The sequence below is a fragment of the Pseudomonas sp. TWP3-2 genome, assembly GCF_049897765.1.
In the GTDB taxonomy this organism is placed as follows: Bacteria; Pseudomonadota; Gammaproteobacteria; order Pseudomonadales; family Pseudomonadaceae; genus Aquipseudomonas.
Genome location: NZ_JAFCWW010000009.1, coordinates 227967 through 248648 on the forward strand (window position 1 = coordinate 227967; position 20682 = coordinate 248648).

Annotated in this window: 21 protein-coding genes and 1 riboswitch; of the genes, 14 read left to right on the plus strand and 7 right to left on the minus strand. The window is 60.2% G+C overall.

Annotated elements, in window-relative coordinates; translation table 11 throughout:
• Positions 1-90: 90 nt before the first annotated feature.
• Together ACP7EE_RS16155 and ACP7EE_RS16160 are read right to left on the minus strand one after the other, a co-directional pair.
• The gene (locus tag ACP7EE_RS16155) at positions 91-957 is read right to left on the minus strand and encodes a pirin family protein (protein WP_426235204.1); all 867 of its coding nucleotides are present in this window, start codon (positions 955-957) and stop codon (positions 91-93) included.
• Positions 958-1018: 61 nt separating this feature from the next.
• Positions 1019-1435: an OsmC family protein gene (locus tag ACP7EE_RS16160; protein WP_426235206.1), complete on the minus strand. Its 417-nt coding sequence runs from the start codon at positions 1433-1435 to the stop codon at positions 1019-1021.
• 126 nt (positions 1436-1561) lie between these two features.
• Between ACP7EE_RS16160 and ACP7EE_RS16165 the strand changes: the two genes are divergently transcribed.
• Together ACP7EE_RS16165 and ACP7EE_RS16170 are read left to right on the plus strand one after the other, a co-directional pair.
• Positions 1562-2602, plus strand: a complete 1041-nt coding sequence (locus ACP7EE_RS16165; RefSeq protein WP_426235208.1) for an amidohydrolase family protein — start codon at positions 1562-1564, stop codon at positions 2600-2602.
• A 144-nt stretch (positions 2603-2746) separates the two neighbouring features.
• Positions 2747-4372 carry a methyl-accepting chemotaxis protein gene (locus ACP7EE_RS16170; protein WP_426235210.1) on the plus strand — a complete coding sequence of 542 codons (1626 nt, stop codon included), beginning with the start codon at positions 2747-2749 and terminating at the stop codon, positions 4370-4372.
• Between the two features lie 61 nt (positions 4373-4433).
• Here ACP7EE_RS16170 and ACP7EE_RS16175 read toward each other — a convergent pair whose 3' ends face one another.
• Genes ACP7EE_RS16175 through purM form a run of 3 tightly spaced genes read right to left on the minus strand, consistent with a single transcriptional unit; the run spans position 4434 to position 6864 of the window.
• Entirely contained in the window at positions 4434-5147 is a 714-nt protein-coding gene (locus ACP7EE_RS16175; RefSeq protein ID WP_426235212.1) for a DUF3108 domain-containing protein, read from the minus strand.
• An 8-nt stretch (positions 5148-5155) separates the two neighbouring features.
• Positions 5156-5806, minus strand: a complete 651-nt coding sequence (purN, locus tag ACP7EE_RS16180; protein WP_426235214.1) for a phosphoribosylglycinamide formyltransferase — start codon at positions 5804-5806, stop codon at positions 5156-5158.
• A complete protein-coding gene (gene purM / locus ACP7EE_RS16185; RefSeq protein ID WP_420648053.1) occupies positions 5806-6864 on the minus strand; it encodes a phosphoribosylformylglycinamidine cyclo-ligase in 1059 nt (352 codons plus the stop codon). The genes purN and purM overlap by 1 nt, the downstream gene beginning before the upstream one ends.
• Between purM and ACP7EE_RS16190 the strand changes: the two genes are divergently transcribed.
• From ACP7EE_RS16190 to ACP7EE_RS16215, 6 genes are all read left to right on the plus strand, one after another.
• On the plus strand, positions 6857-7006 hold the full coding sequence (locus ACP7EE_RS16190; protein ID WP_420651428.1) for a hypothetical protein: 150 nt from the start codon (positions 6857-6859) through the stop codon (positions 7004-7006). The genes purM and ACP7EE_RS16190 overlap by 8 nt on opposite strands.
• A gap of 240 nt (positions 7007-7246) precedes the next feature.
• A complete protein-coding gene (locus tag ACP7EE_RS16195) occupies positions 7247-8305 on the plus strand; it encodes a DUF2066 domain-containing protein (protein WP_426235216.1) in 1059 nt (352 codons plus the stop codon).
• Between the two features lie 34 nt (positions 8306-8339).
• Entirely contained in the window at positions 8340-9413 is a 1074-nt protein-coding gene (locus ACP7EE_RS16200; RefSeq protein WP_426235218.1) for an AI-2E family transporter, read from the plus strand.
• 222 nt (positions 9414-9635) lie between these two features.
• On the plus strand, positions 9636-10340 hold the full coding sequence (hda, locus tag ACP7EE_RS16205; RefSeq protein WP_426205045.1) for a DnaA regulatory inactivator Hda: 705 nt from the start codon (positions 9636-9638) through the stop codon (positions 10338-10340).
• A 224-nt stretch (positions 10341-10564) separates the two neighbouring features.
• Positions 10565-11182 (plus strand): C40 family peptidase, encoded by a 618-nt coding sequence (locus ACP7EE_RS16210; protein WP_420648058.1) that lies wholly within the window; start codon positions 10565-10567, stop codon positions 11180-11182.
• A gap of 221 nt (positions 11183-11403) precedes the next feature.
• Positions 11404-11940 carry a C40 family peptidase gene (locus tag ACP7EE_RS16215; protein WP_426235220.1) on the plus strand — a complete coding sequence of 179 codons (537 nt, stop codon included), beginning with the start codon at positions 11404-11406 and terminating at the stop codon, positions 11938-11940.
• Between the two features lie 74 nt (positions 11941-12014).
• On the opposite strand, the gene ACP7EE_RS16220 is transcribed toward ACP7EE_RS16215, so the two are convergent.
• Together ACP7EE_RS16220 and ACP7EE_RS16225 are read right to left on the minus strand one after the other, a co-directional pair.
• A complete protein-coding gene (locus tag ACP7EE_RS16220; RefSeq protein WP_426235222.1) occupies positions 12015-13328 on the minus strand; it encodes a PQQ-dependent sugar dehydrogenase in 1314 nt (437 codons plus the stop codon).
• Between the two features lie 66 nt (positions 13329-13394).
• Positions 13395-13979 (minus strand): hypothetical protein, encoded by a 585-nt coding sequence (locus ACP7EE_RS16225; RefSeq protein WP_420648061.1) that lies wholly within the window; start codon positions 13977-13979, stop codon positions 13395-13397.
• A gap of 165 nt (positions 13980-14144) precedes the next feature.
• Positions 14145-14373, plus strand: a riboswitch (cobalamin riboswitch).
• 81 nt (positions 14374-14454) lie between these two features.
• Here ACP7EE_RS16225 and cobO point away from each other — a divergent pair.
• From cobO to ACP7EE_RS16255, 6 genes are read left to right on the plus strand one after another with little or no spacing between them, the layout of a single operon-like run.
• Positions 14455-15066: a cob(I)yrinic acid a,c-diamide adenosyltransferase gene (gene cobO, locus ACP7EE_RS16230; protein WP_420648062.1), complete on the plus strand. Its 612-nt coding sequence runs from the start codon at positions 14455-14457 to the stop codon at positions 15064-15066.
• A complete protein-coding gene (locus tag ACP7EE_RS16235; protein WP_426235224.1) occupies positions 15063-16478 on the plus strand; it encodes a cobyrinate a,c-diamide synthase in 1416 nt (471 codons plus the stop codon). The genes cobO and ACP7EE_RS16235 overlap by 4 nt, the downstream gene beginning before the upstream one ends.
• Positions 16475-17125 (plus strand): 5,6-dimethylbenzimidazole synthase, encoded by a 651-nt coding sequence (gene bluB / locus ACP7EE_RS16240; RefSeq protein ID WP_426235226.1) that lies wholly within the window; start codon positions 16475-16477, stop codon positions 17123-17125. The genes ACP7EE_RS16235 and bluB overlap by 4 nt, the downstream gene beginning before the upstream one ends.
• On the plus strand, positions 17122-18030 hold the full coding sequence (cbiB, locus tag ACP7EE_RS16245) for an adenosylcobinamide-phosphate synthase CbiB (protein ID WP_426205050.1): 909 nt from the start codon (positions 17122-17124) through the stop codon (positions 18028-18030). The genes bluB and cbiB overlap by 4 nt, the downstream gene beginning before the upstream one ends.
• Positions 18023-19015 (plus strand): threonine-phosphate decarboxylase CobD, encoded by a 993-nt coding sequence (gene cobD / locus ACP7EE_RS16250; RefSeq protein ID WP_426235228.1) that lies wholly within the window; start codon positions 18023-18025, stop codon positions 19013-19015. The genes cbiB and cobD overlap by 8 nt, the downstream gene beginning before the upstream one ends.
• Positions 19012-20463, plus strand: coding sequence for a cobyric acid synthase (locus ACP7EE_RS16255; protein ID WP_426235230.1), 1452 nt, complete (start codon positions 19012-19014; stop codon positions 20461-20463). The genes cobD and ACP7EE_RS16255 overlap by 4 nt, the downstream gene beginning before the upstream one ends.
• Positions 20464-20682 lie beyond the last annotated feature (219 nt).

The following is a 20682-nucleotide window of genomic DNA, read 5'->3' on the forward strand; positions in this document are numbered from 1 at the left end:
AGCGCCAGACACCTCGGTCGGCTCCCTCTCCCTGTGGGCGGTCCGACGTTTCGGGAGGGCTGGGGTGAGGGTACATCGGCCTGACGCGGTCTAACGCGGCAACTCAATCCGCTCAACTTCCCCAGGCACCGTCGGCCAATCCCCAGCCGCCCACTTGCGCCGCGCTTCATCAATCGCCGCCGGATCACTCGCGACAAAATTCCAGTTGATCCGCCGTGGCCCATCCAGAGGCGCACCCCCGAACAACACCGCGTGACAGTCACTGTCAGCGAACAAGCTCATCTCTTCACCCGCCGGCAACACCACCAGCGAATGCGGCTCCAGCGCTTCGCCATTCAACTGCGCATCGCCACTCAACACATACAACGCTCGCTCTGCATGCTCGGTCGGAATCAACAGCGTGGTCGCCGTCTGCATTTTCAACTCGGCATACAACGTAGGAGAAAGCACCGGCACTGGCGATTCCAGGCAAAAGCCTGACCCGGCGATCATGCGGATCTGCACGCCGAGGTTATCGCTGATCGGCAAAGTCGCGGCCGGGTGATGGCTGTAATGCCCCGGGCCTTGCTCATGTTCTTTCGGCGAAGCCAGCCAGATCTGCAAGCCGTGAAACCTGAAACCGCTATCCTTCAACGGCTCGGGCGTGCGTTCGACGTGGGCAATCGCGCTCCCCGCCGTCATCCAGCTGACATCACCAGCACTCACAACCTGATCCGAACCGAGGCTGTCCTTGTGCTGGATCTGCCCTTCAAACAAATAGGTGAGTGTCGACAGACCGATGTGCGGATGCTGTCGGATGTTCATACCTGTGCCAGGCGGATAAACCGTTTCGAGCATGTGGTCAAAAAACACGAAAGGTCCGACATTGCGGCATTTGGCTGACGGCAGCGGGCGCAGAATCGGCTGGCCTTCGACGTCTTCGGCGCGCGGGCGGATGATCAGAAGTGGCGTGTCCATGGTGCATTCCAGGCTGAGCGGGCGATGCGCGAAGCATAACCCGCCGCTGCAGTCGGAGTGATTACTGGCTGTCGAAGCCTTGTGGCGCGTGGGTTTCGATGGTGACTTCGCTGGTGGTCATCAGCTTGTGAATCGGGCAGCGGTCGGCCACGCGATGCAATTCTTCACGCTGAACATCGGTCAGTACGCCTTTGAGCGTCAGGGTAACGTGCAGGGCGTATTTGCCTTTTTGCTCTTCGCTGTTGTCGCGTTTGACCTCGACGCCCACGCCGGTCAGCGGGATATCTTTCTTCTTCGCGTACATCTTCAGCGTCAAGGCTTTGCAGGCGCCCAGAGCGGCATCGAAGTAATCGTGCGGCTCGGGTGCCGAGCCTTCGCCACCCGCAGCGACCGGGGCATCGGCAAACAATTCATGCTCATCGATCTGTACGGTGTGACGCAAACCTTCGGCGGAGACGGTATTGACGGTAACAGTCATGTGAACCTCGCATGCGGTTGGAGAAGTCATTCGATCAAAAGATCTTGCAGGTATAGAGCATTCCGACAGAGTCGCGTTCCACTTTGTTGCCGGCTGAACCCTGCTCGTGCGGCGGAGGTCTAGGCTATGCCTATCTGCCGGAGAACGCTTGTGTCCTTGTATCGTCTGAGTCTTGCTTGCCTGTTGATGTGTGCCGGCGCTGCGCATGCGCGGGAATACACCTACAGCGACGCGCACCTGCATTACGTGGATTTTTTCCAGGAAAGCGCGGGCATGCCGAAATTGCTGACGGCCATGAAAGAAAATGCCATCGAGCATGTAATGATTTCCGGTATTCCCGTGGCCAAGAAATGGCACGAAGACGAGCCCAAACGACCGCGCTATTACGCTGGTGACGACGCGGATGCCTATTGGTACAGCGCGACTGACGTGATCATCGCTGACGCGGTGCAGAAACTGCCCACAGAGCAGCGCGGGCATTTCCATCCGTTCCTGTCGGGCTTCAACCCCAACGACAAGAACTCCGCTGCGCACATTCAGCGCATGCTTGATCTGTACCCGGGCCTGTGGCAAGGCATTGGCGAAGTCTTCACCCGGCATGACGACCTGACGGCGCTGACCTCCGGCGACACGCCGCGAGCCAACAACGAAGCCATGACGCGGATTTATCACCTGGCGGCGGAAAACGATCTTCCGGTGATGGTGCATTCCAACATCACCTCCAAGCGTGAGAAGAATCCGCTGTATTTGCAGGAAATCGAGCAGCCGCTGCGTAATCATCCGCACACGCGGATCATCTGGGCGCACGCCGGCACCAGTGCCGAGATTCACCGGCATCAAACCCAACTGGATTTTCTGCTGCCGACCTTGAGCCGCATGCTTGAGGCCTATCCGAATCTGTACGTCGATCTGTCGTGGAGCATGCTCACGCCCTATCTGCTGGACGAGCAGGGCAAGCCGCGCGCGGAGTGGCTGGCGTTGGTCGAACGTCATCCGGAGCGCTTCATGCTCGGCTCCGACGTCGTAGGACGTTTTGACAAGCTCGGTAAGGAAATGCACAGCTTCAAGCCGTTCCTCGATGCTTTGCCAGCGGACGTGGCGCAAAAAGTCGCGCGAGATAACTTTCTGGCAATCTTGCCGCGAACGGTCGTGAAGTCCGCACAATAGCGCTGAATCGTTAATGCCGAGTGTTCGAAGTATCAAGGCTCTTTGATATCACGTTTTGGTCTTACGCAAATTATTAAAGGGCCGATACCTTCTAGAGCAACCAGCTGCAGGGTTGATGCAGCGCTTTTGGAAGGAACCAGAGCAATGAGTATCCGTAGTCTCAATATTGCGCCGCGGGCCGGATTGGGTTTTGGCTTGCTGGCGTTGATGGTGTTCGCGCTGGGCGCGTTCGCACTGCTGCAAATGTCCAACATGCGCGCCCAGTCCGATCAGGTCGACAACAACTGGCTGCCAAGCGTGATGGCGGTCGGCGAAATGAGCCAGGACATGCTGCGCTTGCGCGCGTTGACCATGCGTCTGCTGCTTAATCGCGATCCGCAGGCACTGGAACAGAATATCGCCAAGCTCACCGAGCTGCGCGGCGTGCTCAGCGAGGCCCAGCAACGTTACAACGTGTTGATCGTGTTGCCCGAGGAGCGCGCGCTGTTTGATCGCTTTAAAACTGCCGAGCACAAGTATCTGGAGTTTCAGGCACAGGTGATGACGCTGTCGGCGCAAGACCGGGTGGGCGAGGCGGCGGCGATTCTCAATGGCCAGATGAGCCCGTTGGCCGACGAAATTGCCGTCACGCTGCGTGAGCTGGTCGAGCTGAACAAACACAACGCCAATTTGGCCACTGAGGCGGCGCGACTGGTGTTCAGCAACTCGCGGGTGTGGGTCGGGGTGATGATCGGCGTCACTGCGTTGATCACTATTGCGCTGGCATTGACGCTGACCCGCAGCATTGTCCTGCCGCTTTCGCAATCGTTGAATGTCGCTGAAGTGGTTGCCGGTGGCGATCTGACCGGTGATATCAACATCTCCGGCAAGGACGAGCCGGCGCGATTGCTGCAAGCGTTGCAGACAATGCAACACAACCTGCGCGACACCATTCGGCGTATTTCCGAGTCCTCCAGCCAATTGGCCTCGGCTTCGGAAGAGCTCAGCTGCGTCACGGAAGACGCCACGCGCGGGCTGCATCAGCAGAGCCTGGAAATTGAGCAGGCCGCCACAGCGGTGAATCAGATGACCGCAGCGGTTGAAGAGGTGGCCAGCAATGCGGTGGCCACTTCCGAGGCCTCGCGCGAGTCGGATCGCATTGCTCAGCATGGTCGCGAGCAAGTGCGGCAAACGGTCTCTTCGATCGAGTTACTGGCCGGCGACGTCACTGCCAATGCCACGCAGGTCGAAGATCTGGCGCAAAAGGTCTACAGCATCAGCAAAGTGCTGGACGTGATTCGCTCGATTGCCGAGCAGACCAACTTGTTGGCGCTCAACGCGGCGATCGAGGCTGCACGGGCCGGTGACGCCGGGCGTGGTTTCGCAGTGGTGGCGGACGAAGTGCGCGCGCTGGCGCATCGCACGCAGCAATCGACGCGAGAGATCGAGCAGATGATCGGCGGGATTCAGCAGGGTACTGATTCGGCTGTCAGCTCGATGCAGCAAAGCAACGTGCGCGCGCGTTCGACGCTGGAGTTAGCCAAGGCCGCCGGGGTGGCGCTGGAGGAGATTGCTTCGGCGTTCACCCTGATCAACGAGCGCAATATGGTGATTGCCAGTGCTTCGGAGCAGCAGGCAGCAGTGGCGCGCGAGGTGGATCGCAACTTGATGAATATTCGTGATCTGGCGATGCAGACATCGGCGGGCGCCAATCAGACCAGTGCGGCGAGCCAGGAGCTGTCGCGGCTGGCGGTGGATTTGAATGGGATGGTGGCGAAGTTTTCGGTTTGAGCACTGATCGACAGGCAAAAAAAAGCCCCGCATTCACGGGGCTCTTTTACTACCAGTCAAATCAACTGCCTTTAACTGCTTTGCCGTTGACCGTCCCGTCAAGAAGCATGATGTTGTACTCCTTGCCGTCAGTCTCAACCTGTTGCAAACGCACCAGCAGGTAATCCCAGTCCTTGGCGAACCACAGAACCGTGATGCGCTTGCTCTGCGTCGGGTCACGTACGCGCTCGACCTTGATCGCATCAATCTGGCCGGCCTTGGTTTCGACTTTCTCCGAACCCAGCACGCGGAAGTCGTAAGTGTCGACTTCGCCATCATCAACCACCTGATAGCTCATGCTTTTCTTGCCGGCGGCGACGTCATGTTGCAGCGCGAGTTGGTAGGTGGATTTGTCGACCATGCCGCGGTTCAGCGGAATTTTCACCGCGTCGCCACGGTCGGTACCGGTCACCAGTTTGTTGGCCCAGTCGAAGTCCAGATCGGCCTTCTTGGCTTTGCCCAGACCACCACGTTCAAAGTGGTAGGACTGCGGCAGCAGCGTGTCCTTGTCCAGCGTCAGAGTGCTGGTCTCGGTCAGGCTGGCGATCATCATCGAAGCCTTGAAGCTCAGGGTCCAGACGCCTTTGGCATCCTTGGACAGGCTGCGTTCGGCGGTGCCGCTCATCGGCAGCTGTTTCCAGTCGGCGGTGTAGCTGGCGGAGAACGGTTGAAGGTCTGCAGCCTGTGCGAAGGGCAGGGCGAGCAGAGCGCAAGCGAAGAGCAGGGCGCGACGCATAATATCTCCTAGTTACGAATCAAGTGACCGCTGGCCGCGAGTGGCTGGCCGTCCAGTAAAGCACCTTGCTCGCCGAGGCTCAGCCGTCCTTCGGCGAACCAGCGTACGGCCAGCGGATAGATCAGGTGTTCTTGAACGTGAACCCGTTGCGCCAGACTTTGCGGCGAATCGTGCAACTCTACCGGTATTACTGCCTGTACGACCAGTGGTCCGCCATCGAGTTCCTCGGTGACGAAGTGCACGGAGCAGCCGTGTTCGGCATCGCCGGCCTCCAGCGCGCGCTGATGAGTGTGTAACCCTTTGTATTTGGGTAGCAGCGACGGATGGATATTGAGCAGGCGACCGTGATAGTGGCGCACGAAGTCAGCGCTGAGAATGCGCATGAAACCGGCCAGTACCACGAGTTTCGGATTGAAGGCGTCGATCAGTTCGACCAGAGCGGCGTCGAAGGTCTCGCGACCTTCGAAAGCCTTGTGATCCAGCGAGCGGGTTTCGATACCCGCGTCTCTGGCGCGTTGCAGGCCGTAAGCGTCGGCGCGGTTGGAAATCACCGCAGCGATGCGGACCGGGCTGTCGCCGGTCCGCGTGCTATCGATCAAAGCCTGCAAGTTACTGCCGGTGCCGGACAACAGCACCACGACATCACAGGTTGCGGACATTAATGAGCCTTAAGGTTCTTCAGTTCAACCTGAGCAGCGCCTTCGGCAGCTGCAGCGATCTCGCCGATGACCCAAGGCTGCTCGCCAGCTTCGCGCAGGGTGTTCAGAGTGATTTCAACGTGCTCTTGCGCCACGCAGATCACCATGCCCACGCCGCAGTTCAGCACGCGGTGCATCTCGGTTTCGTCAACGTTGCCTTTCTCTTGCAGCCAGTCGAACACCGCAGGGCGGGTCCAGCTCGCCACGTCAACGATGGCCTGAGCGCCTTTAGGCAGAACGCGCGGGATGTTGTCGAGCAGGCCGCCACCGGTGATGTGGGCCATGGCTTTAACGGCGCCGGTGTCTTTGATCAGCTTGAGCAGCGGCTTGACGTAGATGCGGGTCGGGGCCATCAGCAGGTCGGTCAGTGGTTTGCCGTCGAGCTGGGTGTTTTCGATGTCGGCGCCGGATACTTCGATGATCTTGCGGATCAGCGAGTAGCCGTTGGAGTGCGGACCGGACGATGGCAGCGCGATCAGCGCGTCACCGGTGGCGACTTTCGAGCCGTCGATGATGTCGGCTTTTTCCACGACGCCGACGCAGAAGCCGGCCAGGTCGTAGTCTTCGCCTTCGTACATGCCTGGCATCTCAGCGGTTTCGCCGCCAACCAGCGAGCAACCGGACAATTCGCAGCCAGCGCCGATACCGGTCACAACCTGGGTCGCGGTTTCAACGTTGAGTTTGCCGGTGGCGTAGTAGTCGAGGAAGAACAGCGGCTCGGCGCCGCACACCACCAGATCGTTGACGCACATGGCGACCAGGTCGATACCGATGCTGTCGTGTTTGTTCAGGTTCAGAGCCAGACGCAGCTTGGTGCCGACGCCGTCAGTACCGGACACCAGCACTGGCTGCTTGTAGCCGGCCGGGATTTCGCAGAGGGCGCCGAAACCGCCCAGGCCGCCCATGACTTCCGGGCGCGCAGTGCGCTTGGCGACGCTCTTGATGCGTTCGACCAATGCTTCACCGGCGTCGATGTCTACACCGGCGTCCTTGTAGCTCAGGGAGGGTTGCTTGCTCATGATCCAGGCCTTTAGGGGGGATTTCTGGGTAACGACCGAATTCAGCGGGGACGCCAAAATCGACGGGGCGATTGCCTCACGCGATTTTCATGACGCCCGGCTGTTGCCGGTCTGCGAAGGCGCGCGATTTTATCAGGCTTGAGGGGCAGCGGCCATCCTCGCGCCGACGGGCAGGGCCATATCACCGGAAAAATTTTGCAATCGAAGGTTTAGAAGCTGTTACGGGTGCCTGTATAAGGTGTGGCGATTAACCGTCTATCGTTAACACTGTGCAAAAACTTACTGCCAGCGTGTGAATGTTTTGCAACGGCCGGGGGTCACAGCCATTGCTCAACCGGTTCACGCGGCCTGTTCCAGCCGCTCCTGTCGACGGGAATTCTCCATGCGTTTTTGTAAATTGTTGTGTGTGGGCTGTTTGTCTCTGGTCAGCCTGGCGAGTCATGCCGAAAATCTCAAAGGTCTTTATCAAGTGCGTGAGCCGGTGACTGGCCAGACGCCTGAAGAGCGTGATCGCGCGACGCAGGCTGCGCTGGACACGCTGGTGCTGCGCCTGACGGGCGATCCGAAAGCCGTGCAGAACCCAGGGCTGGCGCCAGTGCGCAAGGAGCCGCAACAGATCATCAGTCAGTTCGGCTTCGACGCCGGGCCGCCGGAAGTGTTGAAGGTCGATTTCGATCCGGGCACTACCGAGCAGGCATTGCGCCGCGCCGGGCTGGCGTTGTGGGGCGCCAGTCGGCCGTCGATTCTGAGCTGGTGGCTGAACGATTCCGCTGAAGGTTCGAGTCTGGTTGGCGATGGTCAGGCGACGGCGGCGCCGTTGCGCCGCGCGGCTCAGCATCGTGGTTTGCCACTGCGTCTGCCGCTGGCTGATCTGAGCGAGCAACTGGTGGCTACCGGCCCAGTCCTCGAAGGCGCGGACCCGGCGCCGTTGCGTGATGCGTCTGAGCGCTATAACGCTGACGCCTTGCTGGCAGTGCATGCGCGTGAAGAGGGTGGGCAATGGCAGGCCAAATGGCAGCTGTGGCTTGGCGATAAAAAAGAAGCGGGCAACGTGCAGGGCGCCGATCAGGCTGCGGTCGCTGATGCGGTTATGCTGGCGGTCACCGAGCGGTTGGCGCCACGCTTTATTGCCAGACCAGGCGCTTCGGGTCAGCAGACCCTGGAAGTGCAGGGCATGAATCTTGAGCATTACGCAGCACTGTTGCGGTTACTCGAACCGTTTGGCGTGCGTCTGCAGAGTGTTGACGGCGATCGTATTGTGTATCGCGTGAATGGCAGCGCCGATCAGATGCGCGCGCAATTGTCGTTGGCCAAGTTGCAAGAGTTGCCCGCCGAAGCGCCGGCGCCGGTAGCGGCGCCGCAGCCTGCGGTTCCCGGTGCAGCGCCGGTCGTTGCTCCGGCTCCGACACCTGCCGCGCCGTCATTGCGTTTCCGTTGGTAAGTCTTTCCTTATATAGATGAAGCAGGAGTGGTAAATGGCCGATACACGGCGTTGGTTCTGGCTCGGTGGGGTTGCCCTGCTTTGCGCATTTGTCTGGTTACTGCACCCGATCCTGACGCCGTTTCTGGTGGCGCTGTTGCTCGCCTATCTCTTCGATCCGCTGGTGGATCGTCTGGAGAAGCTGGGGTTGTCGCGCACCTGGGGCGTGATTTCGGTATTTGCGCTGTTTACGCTGATTGTCACCGCGCTGATGCTGGTGCTGGTGCCGATGCTCGCCAAGCAACTGATGCGCCTGTATGAACTGGCGCCGCAAATGCTCGACTGGCTGCAACACACGGCCGTGCCATGGGCGCAGGCCAAGCTCGGATTGTCGGACGGGTTCTGGAAGTTCGATAAAGTCAAAGCGGCGATCAGTGAACACATGGGCCAGACCACTGATATCGTCGGTGTGGTACTGAGTCAGGCTACCGCCTCGAGTCTGGCGTTGATCGGCTGGCTGGCGAATCTGGTGCTGATCCCGGTGGTGAGTTTCTATTTGCTGCGCGACTGGGACGTGATGATGGCGAAGATCCGCAGCTTGCTGCCGCGTGATCGCGAGGAGCGTGTGGTTGCGCTGGCCGGCGAATGCCACGAAGTGCTCGGCGCGTTCGTGCGTGGGCAATTGCTGGTGATGCTGGCGCTTGGCGTGATCTATTCGGCGGGTCTGATGATTGTCGGGCTGGAACTGGGGCTTTTGATCGGTTTGATTGCCGGTCTGGCGGCGATTGTGCCGTATATGGGCTTCGTGATCGGTATCGGTGCGGCGTTGATCGCCGGACTGTTCCAGTTTGGCGGAGATCTGTACCCGATGATCGGAATCGTTGCTGTATTCATGGTCGGTCAAGCGCTGGAAGGCATGGTGCTGACGCCATGGCTGGTGGGGGACCGCATTGGTCTGCATCCGGTGGCGGTGATCTTCGCGATCCTGGCGGGTGGCGAGTTATTCGGGTTCACCGGTGTGCTGCTGGCATTGCCGGTCGCGGCGGTCATCATGGTGCTAGTGCGTCATATGCATGATGTGTACAAGGACTCCGACATTTACAGCGGCCTGGATGAACCCAAGCTGTAATCATCGCGACGGGCCGCCCGGTGGATAACCGGGTTGGCCCGTGTTCTGCAGGTGATACTTGTCTCTGCAGCGTCAGTAAAACTGTCATAAAACCGCTGCATTAACGCAAACCTTTGATTTTGCTTGGGGTCTGTCGCATTGTGCGCTCCGCTTGACGGGTATAAACTTCCGCTCACTTTACACAGAGGCCACTAACGGTTCCTTGGGAACTGTTCAGTCAGCATGAAACCGATTCAGCTGCCCCTAGGTGTGCGTCTGCGTGACGACGCCACCTTCATCAACTACTACCCAGGCGCCAATGCCGCTGCACTCGGCTATGTCGAGCGCCTCTGCGAAGCCGACGCCGGCTGGACGGAGAGCCTGATTTATCTGTGGGGCAAGCACGGGGTAGGGCGTACGCATCTGTTGCAGGCTGCGTGTCTGCGCTTCGAACAGATGGGGGAACCGGCGGTGTACCTGCCGCTGGCCGAGTTGATGGATCGCGGCGTGAGCATCCTCGACAACCTTGAGCAGTACGAACTGGTGTGTCTGGATGACTTGCAGGTGATTGCCGGCAAGGCTGACTGGGAAGAGGCGATGTTTCACCTGTTCAACCGGTTGCGTGACAGCGGCCGGCGCTTGTTGATCGCCGCATCGACTTCGCCACGTGAGCTGCCAGTGAAACTCGCTGACTTGAAATCACGCCTGACCCTGGCGCTGATTTTCCAGATGCGTCCTCTTTCCGACGAAGACAAATTGCGTGCGCTGCAATTGCGCGCTTCGCGTCGCGGTCTGCACCTGACCGATGAAGTCGGGCACTTCATTCTGACTCGCGGCACGCGCAGCATGAGCGCACTGTTTGATCTGCTGGAGCAGCTCGATCAGGCGTCATTGCAAGCTCAGCGCAAGCTGACAATCCCCTTTCTGAAAGAAACCCTCGGCTGGTGAGACCCGCTTGAAACGTACCTTTCAGCGCGTTTCGGCATCTTTCAGGCGCCAGAAAATCCGCTTTCCGGCACGGTGTGCCAGCTGCGTATCGTTTCAAATGGGCTTAAGCGCTTAGATGTAAACGAGAAACTCGGAAGTCACAAAAAGATCGATTGAATTTGCAAATGAGGATGATAGCGGGCATAGTCTCGGCTTCTTTACAACTATCAGCCACGGTCGTGCCCATGCTAAAGCGCTTCGCACCCCTCGTGCCTCTCGCACTCGTCACCCTGTTATTCGGTTGCGCTGCTCATTCTCCAGTCCAAGAGCAGCCTCAACAGGTTAAAAATTCTGCCACTGCTCAGTCTTCCGTTATTTATCAGGAAGAACTGGACACCGAAAAAGAACTGGCCAATTTCAACGGCAGCAAGCCTTACCAGCTTCCAGTTCTGGCTGACAGCATCCTTGAGCGCGGCATGTCCCTGATCGGTACCCGTTACCGTTTCGGTGGTACCTCTGAAGCCGGTTTCGATTGCAGCGGTTTCATTGGCTATCTGTTCCGCGAAGAGGCCGGCATGAACCTGCCGCGTTCTACCCGCGAAATGATCAACGTCGATGCACCGCTGGTTGCGCGCAGCAACCTTGAGCCGGGTGATTTGCTGTTTTTCGCCACTAACGGTCGTCGCGGTCGCGTAAGTCACGCCGGGATCTACCTGGGTGACAATCAGTTCATCCATTCCAGCAGTCGTCGCAGCGGCGGTGTTCGCATCGACAGCCTGGGTGACAGCTACTGGAGCAAGACCTTCATCGAAGCCAAACGCGCTTTGGCGAACGCGCCTACCGTGGTTACCGCTCGCAAGTAATCACCCTGTTGTCGCCACGTTCGTGGCGACAAAAAACGGCCCTTCAGGGGTAATAGACCTAAACTTTACAAGGTGAAGTTAAAGTCTTACTTGAAGTTTGCCGCGTAGCCGCTAGAATCCTGAATCTATATTGATGGCAAACCGCCTGCGTCTGACGCAGGCGGTTTTGTTTTCTGTCGAATCGGCAGTTAAAGCCGCAGCCAGATCAGGATGTTCTGCTTATGACGATGTCGGCCCGCCTCACCTTCATGCTTTTCGCAGCGCTGCTCAGTGGCTGCGCCAGTCGCACGCCGCCGCCCGCGCCGGTTGTTCGCGCGCCGGTCGTGTTCAGTCCTTCTCAAAGTTTTTCGCCTGCTGCCGAAGACGTGCTGTTCCGCGCGCTTGGTCTGGTTGGCACGCCTTATCGCTGGGGCGGCAACACGCCGGATTCAGGTTTTGATTGCAGTGGTCTGATCGGTTTTGTTTACCGCGATGCGGCCGGCATCAGCCTGCCGCGTTCGACCCGCGAGCTGATCGTGATGCGGGCGCCGAATGTCGGCAAAGAAGGCTTGCAGACCGGTGACCTGATCTTCTTCGCCACCAATGGCGGCTCGCAGGTCAGTCATGCGGGGATTTACGTCGGGGAAGGGCGGTTTGTGCATGCGCCGGCGACTGGCGGGACGGTGAAACTGGACAGTCTGTCCAAGGCTTATTGGCAGAAAGCTTACTTGAGCGCCAAACGAGTGTTGCAGCCGGAGCATCTGGCGCATAACCCGTAACCCAAGCTGCACAAAACAAATGTGGGAGCCAGCAGGCTGGCTCCCACATTTTTTATGCGTCAGGCAATGATCGGTTATTTACTGGCCGAAACCCGCCAAACCTTGTTCCCGACATCATCCGCCACCAGCAATCCACCCTGCTGGTCGATTACCACGCCTACCGGTCTGCCCAGCGCGTTCTCGTCTTTGTCGAGGAACCCGGTCAGCACATCCACCGGTTTGCCAGTCGGCTTGCCCGCCGCAAACGGCACGAAAATCACTTTGTAGCCACTGTGCGGTTTACGGTTCCACGAGCCGTGCTGGCCGATGAATGCGCCTTCCTTGAACTGTGCCGGCAGTGTGTTGCCTTCAGCGAAGCTCAGTCCCAAAGAAGCAGTGTGCGGGCCGACCGCGTAATCCGGCGCGATTGCCTTGGCTACCAGATCCGGATTCTGCGGCTCTACGCGCACATCGACGTGCTGACCGTAATAGCTGAATGGCCAGCCATAGAAGCCGCCATCCTTGACTGAGGTGATGTAGTCCGGCACCAGATCGCTGCCGATTTCGTCACGTTCATTCACCGCTGTCCACAAAGCTCCGCTCTGCGGCTCCCAGGCCAAGCCGTTGGGATTACGGATACCCGAAGCGAATATGCGGTGATTGCCAGTGGCGCGATCCACTTCCCAGATCGCCGCGCGACCTTCCTCTTTATCCAGACCGTTCTCGCCGACGTTGCTGTTTGAGCCTACGGTCACGTACAGCTTGCTGCCGTCCTTGCTGGCGATCACGTTTTTGGTCCAGTGGTGGTTCAGCGTGCCGCCGGGCAGATCCACGACTTTGATCGGCTGGGTCTTGATCTCGGTGGCGCCGGCTTCGTAATGGAAGCGCAGCAGTCGATCAGTGTCGGCGACATACAGATCGTTGCCGACCAGCGTCATGCCGAATGGCGAGTTGAGATTTTGCAGAAACACCGTGCGCGTCTCGGCCACGCCATCGTGATCGGCGTCGCGCAACAGGGTGATGCGATTCGGACTCGGCACACCGGCCCCGGCGCGGCCCATGACTTTCTCCATCACCCAGCCGCGAATGCCTTTGCCGTCATCAGGCTTGGGCGGCGCATTGGTTTCCGCGACCAGCACGTCACCATTCGGCAGCACATACAGCCAGCGTGGATGGTCGAGGTTTTCCGCGAACGCTGCGACCTGAGTGCCGACCGCTGCGGTCGGTTTCGCCCCCGCCGGCCAGCCGACTGCCGGGGCAATGTTCACCGTCGGGATCAGGGTTTTGTTCGGTTCTGGCAGTTTCGGTGACGGGCCGGTGCCGTCGATGACTTTCAGGCTGGAGGATTCACCACAGGCGGCGAGCCCTCCGGCGAGCGCGATGACAAAAACGAGCTGGGGCTTGCGCATTGCTGATCTTCCCTATGAATGCATTGTTAATCATAGAGAAGCGTACAAGCCCGATGGTTCAACTGCTCAGCCGCGCGCCTCTTTGAACAGCACGGCGATGCCCGGATGATAGTTGCCGGCGTCGCTGTGCAATTTGCGGTAGGCGTAGGGGAAATACCAGGCCACGGCGCAGGTGTTTTCCTTTTGCAGGTCGTCGACCATGTCCTGCAATTCTTCCGGGCTGGCGCTGTGCTGGGCCTTTTGCGGGGCGACGAACAGGCAGCCGAGTTTGAGGTCGCTGGCGTAGCTGATGCGCTTGGCTTCGCTGGTGATATCCGCCAGAGCTTGAGTGAGGTTCAGGCTGTTGACTCGCGGCCAGCGCTGAGTCGCCTGAATGAATGCGCGGTCTTCGGCCCCGGCGAGAAATAGATCGGCGCGCGCATTGCGCTCGCCTTCCTCGTTCTGCTTGCGCGTGGCCGTATCGCGCAGCGTAACGAATTCGGCCATCCACGCGGCTGCCGAGAGCAGGCCGAGGTTGGCTTTTTCGTCATGCCAGTAGGGCGTGTCGTTGTCGCCACGCACGGCGTTGTAGCGGTCGATACAGTCAAACCAGCGTTCCAGCACCGGGCGCAGGAACTCCAGTCGCGGATTGCTGATGATCATGCCTTGCATGGTGCACTCCCTTGTTATTGTGATGGCGCTTTTTTGGGTAAAAGCATGGCTCTTTGATATCACTGCTGAGAGTGTGGCACAACAATGGCGGCATATATTTGATCGGCGGCAGTTATTACGCGCGCGCGCCCCTCTTTAATTGACGCTCCACCCCCAACCCTCTAACCTTCGCCGCTTGTTTCAGGTGCTCTGTGACGTACGTCGACAGAGTGAAACAGGGAAGCCGGTGAGGATTGTCTTCAAACGAAGACCGATCACGATCCCGGCGCTGCCCCCGCAACGGTAAATGAGTAAAAACTGCGTCTGATGCCACTGCTGAACAAGCGGGAAGGCGCGCAGTCCGGCGAATGCGCCGCTCATGAGCCCGGAGACCGGCCTGATCCATCCAGCGGCATCACGGTGGGCGATGCCAGGCTTTTTGCCGTCTATTCTTGTGCCTGCCCGCCGTTATCCAGCCTCAACGGAGAGCTCCCCCATGACTGATTCCCCCGAGCGCGACGAACGCCATCTGGCGCGCATGCAGCGTAAAAAAGCCGTGATCGACGAACGCATCGCCAATTCGCCGGACGAGTGCGGCCTGGTGCTGGTGCTGACCGGCAACGGCAAAGGCAAAAGCAGTTCGGCGTTCGGCATGCTCGCTCGCGCCATGGGCCACGGTATGCAGTGCGGCGTGGTGCAGTTCATCAAGGGCCGCAACAGCACCGGTGAAGAACTGTTCTTCCGCCGCTTCCCTGAACAAGTGCGCTTCCATGTGATGGGCGAGGGCTTTACCTGGGAAACCCAGGATCGCCAGCGCGACATCGCCGCTGCCGAAGCCGCTTGGGAAGTCTCTCGTGAACTGCTGCGCGATCCGTCGATCGGTCTGGTGGTGCTCGATGAGCTGAACATCGCGCTCAAGCACGGTTACCTCGATCTCGATCAAGTGCTCAGCGATTTGCAGGCGCGTCCGCCGATGCAGCATGTGGTCGTCACCGGGCGCGGCGCCAAGCCGGAAATGATCGAAATGGGCGACACGGTCACCGAAATGGGCATGCTCAAGCACGCCTTTCAGTCCGGGATCAAAGCGCAGAAAGGCGTCGAACTTTGAAGCAACCACGTCACTGCCCGGCGGTACTGATCGCCGCGCCGGCCTCCGGTCAGGGCAAGACCACCGTCACCGCTGCACTCGCTCGTTTGCACCGCAATCAGGGGCGCAAGGTGCGCGTGTTCAAATGCGGCCCGGACTTTCTCGACCCGATGATCCTCGAGCGCGCCAGCGGTGCGCCGGTCTATCAACTGGACATGTGGATGGTCGGCGAACAGGAAAGTCGCCGCTTGCTGTGGGAGGCCGCCGCCGAAGCCGATCTGATTCTGATCGAAGGCGTGATGGGCCTGTTTGACGGCACGCCGTCGAGCGCCGATCTGGCGCGGCACTTCGGTGTGCCGGTGCTCGGCGTGATCGACGGCACCGCCATGGCGCAGACCTTCGGCGCACTGGCGCTGGGCCTGGCGCGTTATCAGCCGGACTTGCCGTTTGCCGGGGTGCTGGCCAACCGCGTGGGCACATTACGGCATGCGCAATTGCTTGAAGGCAGCCTCACCGAAGGGCTGCGTTGGTACGGCGCGTTGTCGCGCGAGACTGGGATCGAACTGCCGAGCCGTCACCTCGGACTGGTGCAGGCCAGCGAACTGAATGACCTCGACGTGCGCCTCGACGCCGCTGCCGCCGCACTGGCCAGCAGTTGCGAGGTAGCGCTGCCACCGGCCGTGGAATTCGCCGCGCCGGACGAGCTGGTCGTCGAACCACTGCTCAAAGGTGTGCGGATTGCCGTGGCCCGCGATGAAGCCTTTGCCTTCACTTATGGCGCCAGCCTCGATCTGCTGCGCGCAATGGGCGCCGAGTTGAGTTTTTTCTCGCCGATCCGCGACACGCAAATCCCCGAGGCCGACAGTCTGTATCTGCCTGGCGGTTACCCGGAATTGCACCATGTGGCGCTGGCACAAAATACCTCGATGCTCGATGCGATCCGCAAACATCACGCTGCCGGCAAACCGCTGCTCGCCGAGTGCGGCGGCATGCTCTATCTGCTCGATTCGTTGACTGATGTTGAGGGCACCCGCGCCGAATTGGTCGGCCTGTTGCGCGGCGATGCGACGATGCAGAAACGTCTGGCGGCGCTCGCTTTACAGGATGTTGAACTGCCGGAAGGTTCGCTGCGCGGCCACACTTATCACCATTCCCTGACCACTACTGAGCTGACGCCGATTGCCCGGGGCCATAGCCCCAACGGCGGACGCGGCGCGGAAGCGGTTTATCGGCAGGGGCGGATGACCGCTTCTTACGTGCACTTTTATTTTCCTTCGAATCCTGTGGCTGTCGCAGCATTGTTTGCGCCAGAGCTCAAGACCGCCATCGCTGGCAAGTCGAATCGTCGCACCGCAGCTCCCACAGGGGATTGCGTTTCGTCAGGTATTGCACCGCCCACTGTGGGAGCTGGCCTGCCAGCGATGAGGCCATGACCGACAACGCATATACCGAAGCCGAACGCGCAGCGGTCTATAAAGCCATCGCCGAACGCCGCGACATGCGTCACTTCAGCGGCGGCACCGTCGAGCCTGACTTGCTGCGGCGTCTGCTCGAAGCCGCACATCAGGCACCCAGCGTGGGCCTGATGCAGCCGTGGCGCTTCATCCGCATCAGCGACCGCGCCTTGCGTGGGCAGATCCAAAACCTTGTGGAAGAAGAACGCGTGCGCACCGCCGAAGCCCTTGGCGAGCGCAGCGACGAGTTCATGACGCTGAAAGTCGAAGGCATCAACGACTGTGCGGAAGTGCTGGTCGCCGCGCTGATGGATGATCGCGAACGGCATATTTTCGGTCGGCGCACGCTGCCGGAAATGGACATGGCCTCGCTGTCCTGCGCAATTCAGAACCTGTGGCTGGCCGCGCGCGTTGAGGGGCTGGGCATGGGCTGGGTCTCGCTGTTCGAACCGCAAGCGCTGGCTGATTTGTTGAATTTGCCGGCCGGGGCCAAGCCGTTGGCGGTGCTTTGCCTCGGGCCGGTCAAGGAGTTCTATCCGGCGCCGATGCTGGTACTCGAAGGGTGGGCGCAGGCGCGTCCGCTCAATGAGTTGCTGTACGAAAATTATTGGGGAGTGAGTCAATGAGTGTGGCGTTGTTGAGTGTCGCCGCAGTGGCGCTGGATGCGCTGCTGGGTGAACCCAAACGCTGGCATCCGCTGGTGGCGTTCGGCAATTTTGCCGGGCGCATCGAGCAACGTTTCAATAGCGGCGGTCGCGGTTGGCGCAGTCATGGCGTCACTGCGTGGGTGATTGCAGTGTTGCCGCTGACACTGCTCGCCACGGCATTTTCCTGGGCGCCATACGTGGGCTGGATCGTCGAGATTCTCGCGCTGTATTGCGCGCTCGGCATGCGCAGTCTTGGCGAGCACGTCGAACCGGTGGCCAAGGCTTTACGCAGCGATGACCTGGAAGAAGCACGCAAGCGCGTCGGTTATCTGGTCAGCCGTCAGACCGATGAACTCGACAGCACCGCCGTCGCCCGTGCCGCCACCGAATCGGTGCTGGAGAACGGCAGCGATGCGGTGTTCGCCGCGCTGTTCTGGTTTGTCGTGGCCGGTGCGCCGGGCGTGGTGCTCTATCGCTTGAGCAACACGCTGGATGCGATGTGGGGTTATCGCAACGAACGCTTCGAGCGCTTCGGCTGGGCGGCGGCGAAAATCGACGACGTGCTCAACTACATTCCTGCACGACTGGTGGCGTTGACCTACGCGCTGCTGGGCAAAACCCGACTCGCACTCAAATGCTGGCGTACCCAAGCGCCGCAGTGGGACAGCCCCAATGCTGGTCCAGTGATGGCCGCCGGTGCCGGTGCGCTCGGCGTCGAGCTCGGTGGCCCGGCGATCTATCACGGCGAACTGCACGAGCGTCCGCAACTCGGCGAAGGCGCGCCGGCGGATGCCGATTCCATCGACCGTGGCTGGCAATTGGTCCAGCGCGGCGTATGGTTATGGCTGCTGATTCTCTGCGTGGGGGCTGAATTCTATGCTTGAGCACGGTGGCCGGTTGCGCAGGGCGGCGCTTGAATACGGGATCGCCGAGGAAGACTGGCTCGACCTGTCCAGCGGTCTCGCGCCGTGGCCGTTTCCGGTCCCGGAAATTCCGTTGCGCGCCTGGGCGCGGCTGCCGGAAACCGATGACGGCCTGGAGCAGGCTGCCTGCGATTACTACGGCGCCGCGCAGGTATTGCCGGTCGCCGGTTCGCAGATGGCCATTCAGTTGCTGCCGCGTTTGCGCCGGGCCGGCAAAGTCGGCGTGTTATCGCCGTGTTATGCCGAACACGCCGAAGCCTGGCGCCGCAGCGGCTACATCGTGCGTGAAGTGCTGGAGCAGGAAGTCGACTTCTTCATCGACAGCCTCGATGTACTGGTTGTCGTTAACCCGAACAACCCGACCGGCCTGAGTCTGACTCCGGCGCGGTTGCTCGACTGGCACGCGCGATTGGCGCAACGCGGTGGCTGGCTGGTGGTTGATGAAGCGTTTATGGACAACACCCCGCATTTGAGCCTCGCCGGGTTTACCCATCTGGTCGGCCTGATCGTGTTGCGCTCGTTCGGCAAGTTTTTTGGTCTGGCCGGAGTGCGACTGGGCTTTGTGCTGGCCGAGCGCCGGTTGCTCAAGTTGCTCGCCGAACAAGTCGGGCCCTGGGCCGTCAGCGGGCCGACCCGAGTGCTCGGCCAGGCCTGTCTGCAAGACACTGAAGGTCACACACAACAGCGTATCCGCAGCGACGAGGCCAGTGAACGGCTGGCGTTGCTGCTTGAGCGTTACGGCTTCAAACCTCACGGCGGCTGCGCATTGTTCCAGTGGCTGATCACCGAACAGGCCGCCGAACTGCACGAATTCATGGTCCGACGCGGCATCCTCCTGCGCATCTTCGTGCACAACAGCAGCCTGCGTTTCGGCCTGCCTGCCAATGCCGCCGAAGAAGCGCGTCTCGAACACGCGCTGCAAGCTTTCGCCAAGGAACGTTCATGACCACATTGATGGTGCAGGGCACCACGTCCGATGCCGGCAAAAGTACGCTGGTCACGGCCCTATGCCGCTGGGCCACACGTCAGGGCATCGCTGTCGTGCCGTTCAAGCCGCAGAACATGGCGCTCAACAGCGCGGTAACTGCTGACGGTGGCGAGATCGGCCGCGCGCAAGCGGTGCAGGCGCAAGCGGCATTTCTCGCGCCGCACACCGACATGAACCCGGTGCTGCTCAAACCCAACAGCGACACTGGCGCGCAAGTGATCATTCATGGTCGCGCGGTCACCAGCATGAACGCCGTGGCCTACCACGACTACAAAGCCATCGCCATGCAAGCCGTGCTGGCCTCGCATGAGCGCTTGAGTGCGGCGTATCCGCTGGTGATGGTCGAGGGCGCAGGCTCGCCAGCCGAGATCAATCTGCGTGCCGGCGACATTGCCAACATGGGCTTCGCCGAAGCGGTGGATTGTCCGGTGCTACTGATTGCCGACATCAATCGTGGCGGGGTTTTCGCGCATCTGGTTGGCACGCTGGAATTGCTGTCGCCGAGCGAACAGGCACGCGTAAAAGGCTTCATCATCAACCGTTTTCGCGGCGATATCGCCTTACTGCAACCGGGCCTCGACTGGCTGGAACAGCGCACCGGCAAACCGGTGATCGGCGTGCTGCCGTACGTGATGGATCTGCATCTTGAGGCCGAGGACGGCATTGATCAGCGCCAGACTGACAAGGCCGAGCAAGTGCTCAAAGTCGTGGTGCCGGTTTTGCCGCGCATCAGCAACCACACCGATTTCGATCCGCTGCGCTTGCACCCGCAAGTAGACCTGAAATTTGTCGGCCCCGGCCAGGCGATCCCGCCGGCCGATCTGATCATCCTGCCCGGCTCGAAAAGCGTACGCAGCGACCTCGCGTATTTGCGCGCGAATGGCTGGGACACGGCGATCAGTCGCCACCTGCGCTACGGCGGCAAGCTGCTGGGGATTTGCGGTGGTCTGCAAATGCTTGGCGAGCAGGTGCACGATCCTTTGGGTCTTGAGGGCGCACCGGGTTCCAGTGCCGGCCTCGGCTTGCTCGCGTTCGCCACCCAACTCGAAGCCGAGAAGCAATTGCGCAATGTGCGTGGGCGGCTGGCGCTGGAAGATGCCGAGGTCAGCGGTTATGAAATTCATGCGGGCGTGACCACCGGGCCGGCGCTGGAACAGGCTGCGGTGCATCTGGATGACGGTCGTTGCGATGGCGCACAAAGTCTCGATGGGCAGATTTTCGGTACCTATCTGCATGGCTTGTTCGAATCGCCAGCGGCCAGTGCGGCGTTGTTGCGTTGGGCCGGGTTGAGCGATGTGCAGGAGGTGGATTACCACGGCTTGCGCGAGCGCGATATCGAACGCCTGGCGGATCTGGTGGAGCAGCACCTCGATACCGATTTGTTGCGTCAACTCTGTGGGATTTGAGGTGAATTCAATGACCCCATCGCGGGCAAGCCCGCTCCCACAGGTTTGTGAGTTGCTTGATCCACCGCAACCCCTGTGGGAGCGGGCTTGCCCGCGATGGGCATTGGTATCTACACATCTCCCGATCCTGGTCTATAAAGGGACGGCATGGATATCAAATGACTGGGCTAGATGCCCGCCTGATAAAACGATACGACGAGTTAGTCATGGGACACAGTA

Excerpts from the sequence above, each read along its gene's own strand:
- ACP7EE_RS16210 (WP_420648058.1), top strand. The coding sequence starts at position 10,565 with ATGCTAAAGCGCTTCGCACCCCTCGTGCCTCTCGCACTCGTCACCCTG.
- ACP7EE_RS16170 (WP_426235210.1), top strand. The coding sequence starts at position 2,747 with ATGAGTATCCGTAGTCTCAATATTGCGCCGCGGGCCGGATTGGGTTTT.
- ACP7EE_RS16255 (WP_426235230.1), top strand. The coding sequence starts at position 19,012 with ATGACCACATTGATGGTGCAGGGCACCACGTCCGATGCCGGCAAAAGT.
- ACP7EE_RS16215 (WP_426235220.1), top strand. The coding sequence starts at position 11,404 with ATGACGATGTCGGCCCGCCTCACCTTCATGCTTTTCGCAGCGCTGCTC.
- ACP7EE_RS16165 (WP_426235208.1), top strand. The coding sequence starts at position 1,562 with ATGCCTATCTGCCGGAGAACGCTTGTGTCCTTGTATCGTCTGAGTCTT.
- ACP7EE_RS16200 (WP_426235218.1), top strand. The coding sequence starts at position 8,340 with ATGGCCGATACACGGCGTTGGTTCTGGCTCGGTGGGGTTGCCCTGCTT.
- bluB (WP_426235226.1), top strand. The coding sequence starts at position 16,475 with ATGACCGACAACGCATATACCGAAGCCGAACGCGCAGCGGTCTATAAA.
- purM (WP_420648053.1), bottom strand. The coding sequence starts at position 6,864 with ATGAGCAAGCAACCCTCCCTGAGCTACAAGGACGCCGGTGTAGACATC.
- ACP7EE_RS16160 (WP_426235206.1), bottom strand. The coding sequence starts at position 1,435 with ATGACTGTTACCGTCAATACCGTCTCCGCCGAAGGTTTGCGTCACACC.
- ACP7EE_RS16220 (WP_426235222.1), bottom strand. The coding sequence starts at position 13,328 with ATGCGCAAGCCCCAGCTCGTTTTTGTCATCGCGCTCGCCGGAGGGCTC.
- ACP7EE_RS16155 (WP_426235204.1), bottom strand. The coding sequence starts at position 957 with ATGGACACGCCACTTCTGATCATCCGCCCGCGCGCCGAAGACGTCGAA.
- cbiB (WP_426205050.1), top strand. The coding sequence starts at position 17,122 with ATGAGTGTGGCGTTGTTGAGTGTCGCCGCAGTGGCGCTGGATGCGCTG.
- cobD (WP_426235228.1), top strand. The coding sequence starts at position 18,023 with ATGCTTGAGCACGGTGGCCGGTTGCGCAGGGCGGCGCTTGAATACGGG.
- hda (WP_426205045.1), top strand. The coding sequence starts at position 9,636 with ATGAAACCGATTCAGCTGCCCCTAGGTGTGCGTCTGCGTGACGACGCC.
- ACP7EE_RS16175 (WP_426235212.1), bottom strand. The coding sequence starts at position 5,147 with ATGCGTCGCGCCCTGCTCTTCGCTTGCGCTCTGCTCGCCCTGCCCTTC.
- ACP7EE_RS16225 (WP_420648061.1), bottom strand. The coding sequence starts at position 13,979 with ATGCAAGGCATGATCATCAGCAATCCGCGACTGGAGTTCCTGCGCCCG.
- ACP7EE_RS16195 (WP_426235216.1), top strand. The coding sequence starts at position 7,247 with ATGCGTTTTTGTAAATTGTTGTGTGTGGGCTGTTTGTCTCTGGTCAGC.
- cobO (WP_420648062.1), top strand. The coding sequence starts at position 14,455 with ATGACTGATTCCCCCGAGCGCGACGAACGCCATCTGGCGCGCATGCAG.
- purN (WP_426235214.1), bottom strand. The coding sequence starts at position 5,806 with ATGTCCGCAACCTGTGATGTCGTGGTGCTGTTGTCCGGCACCGGCAGT.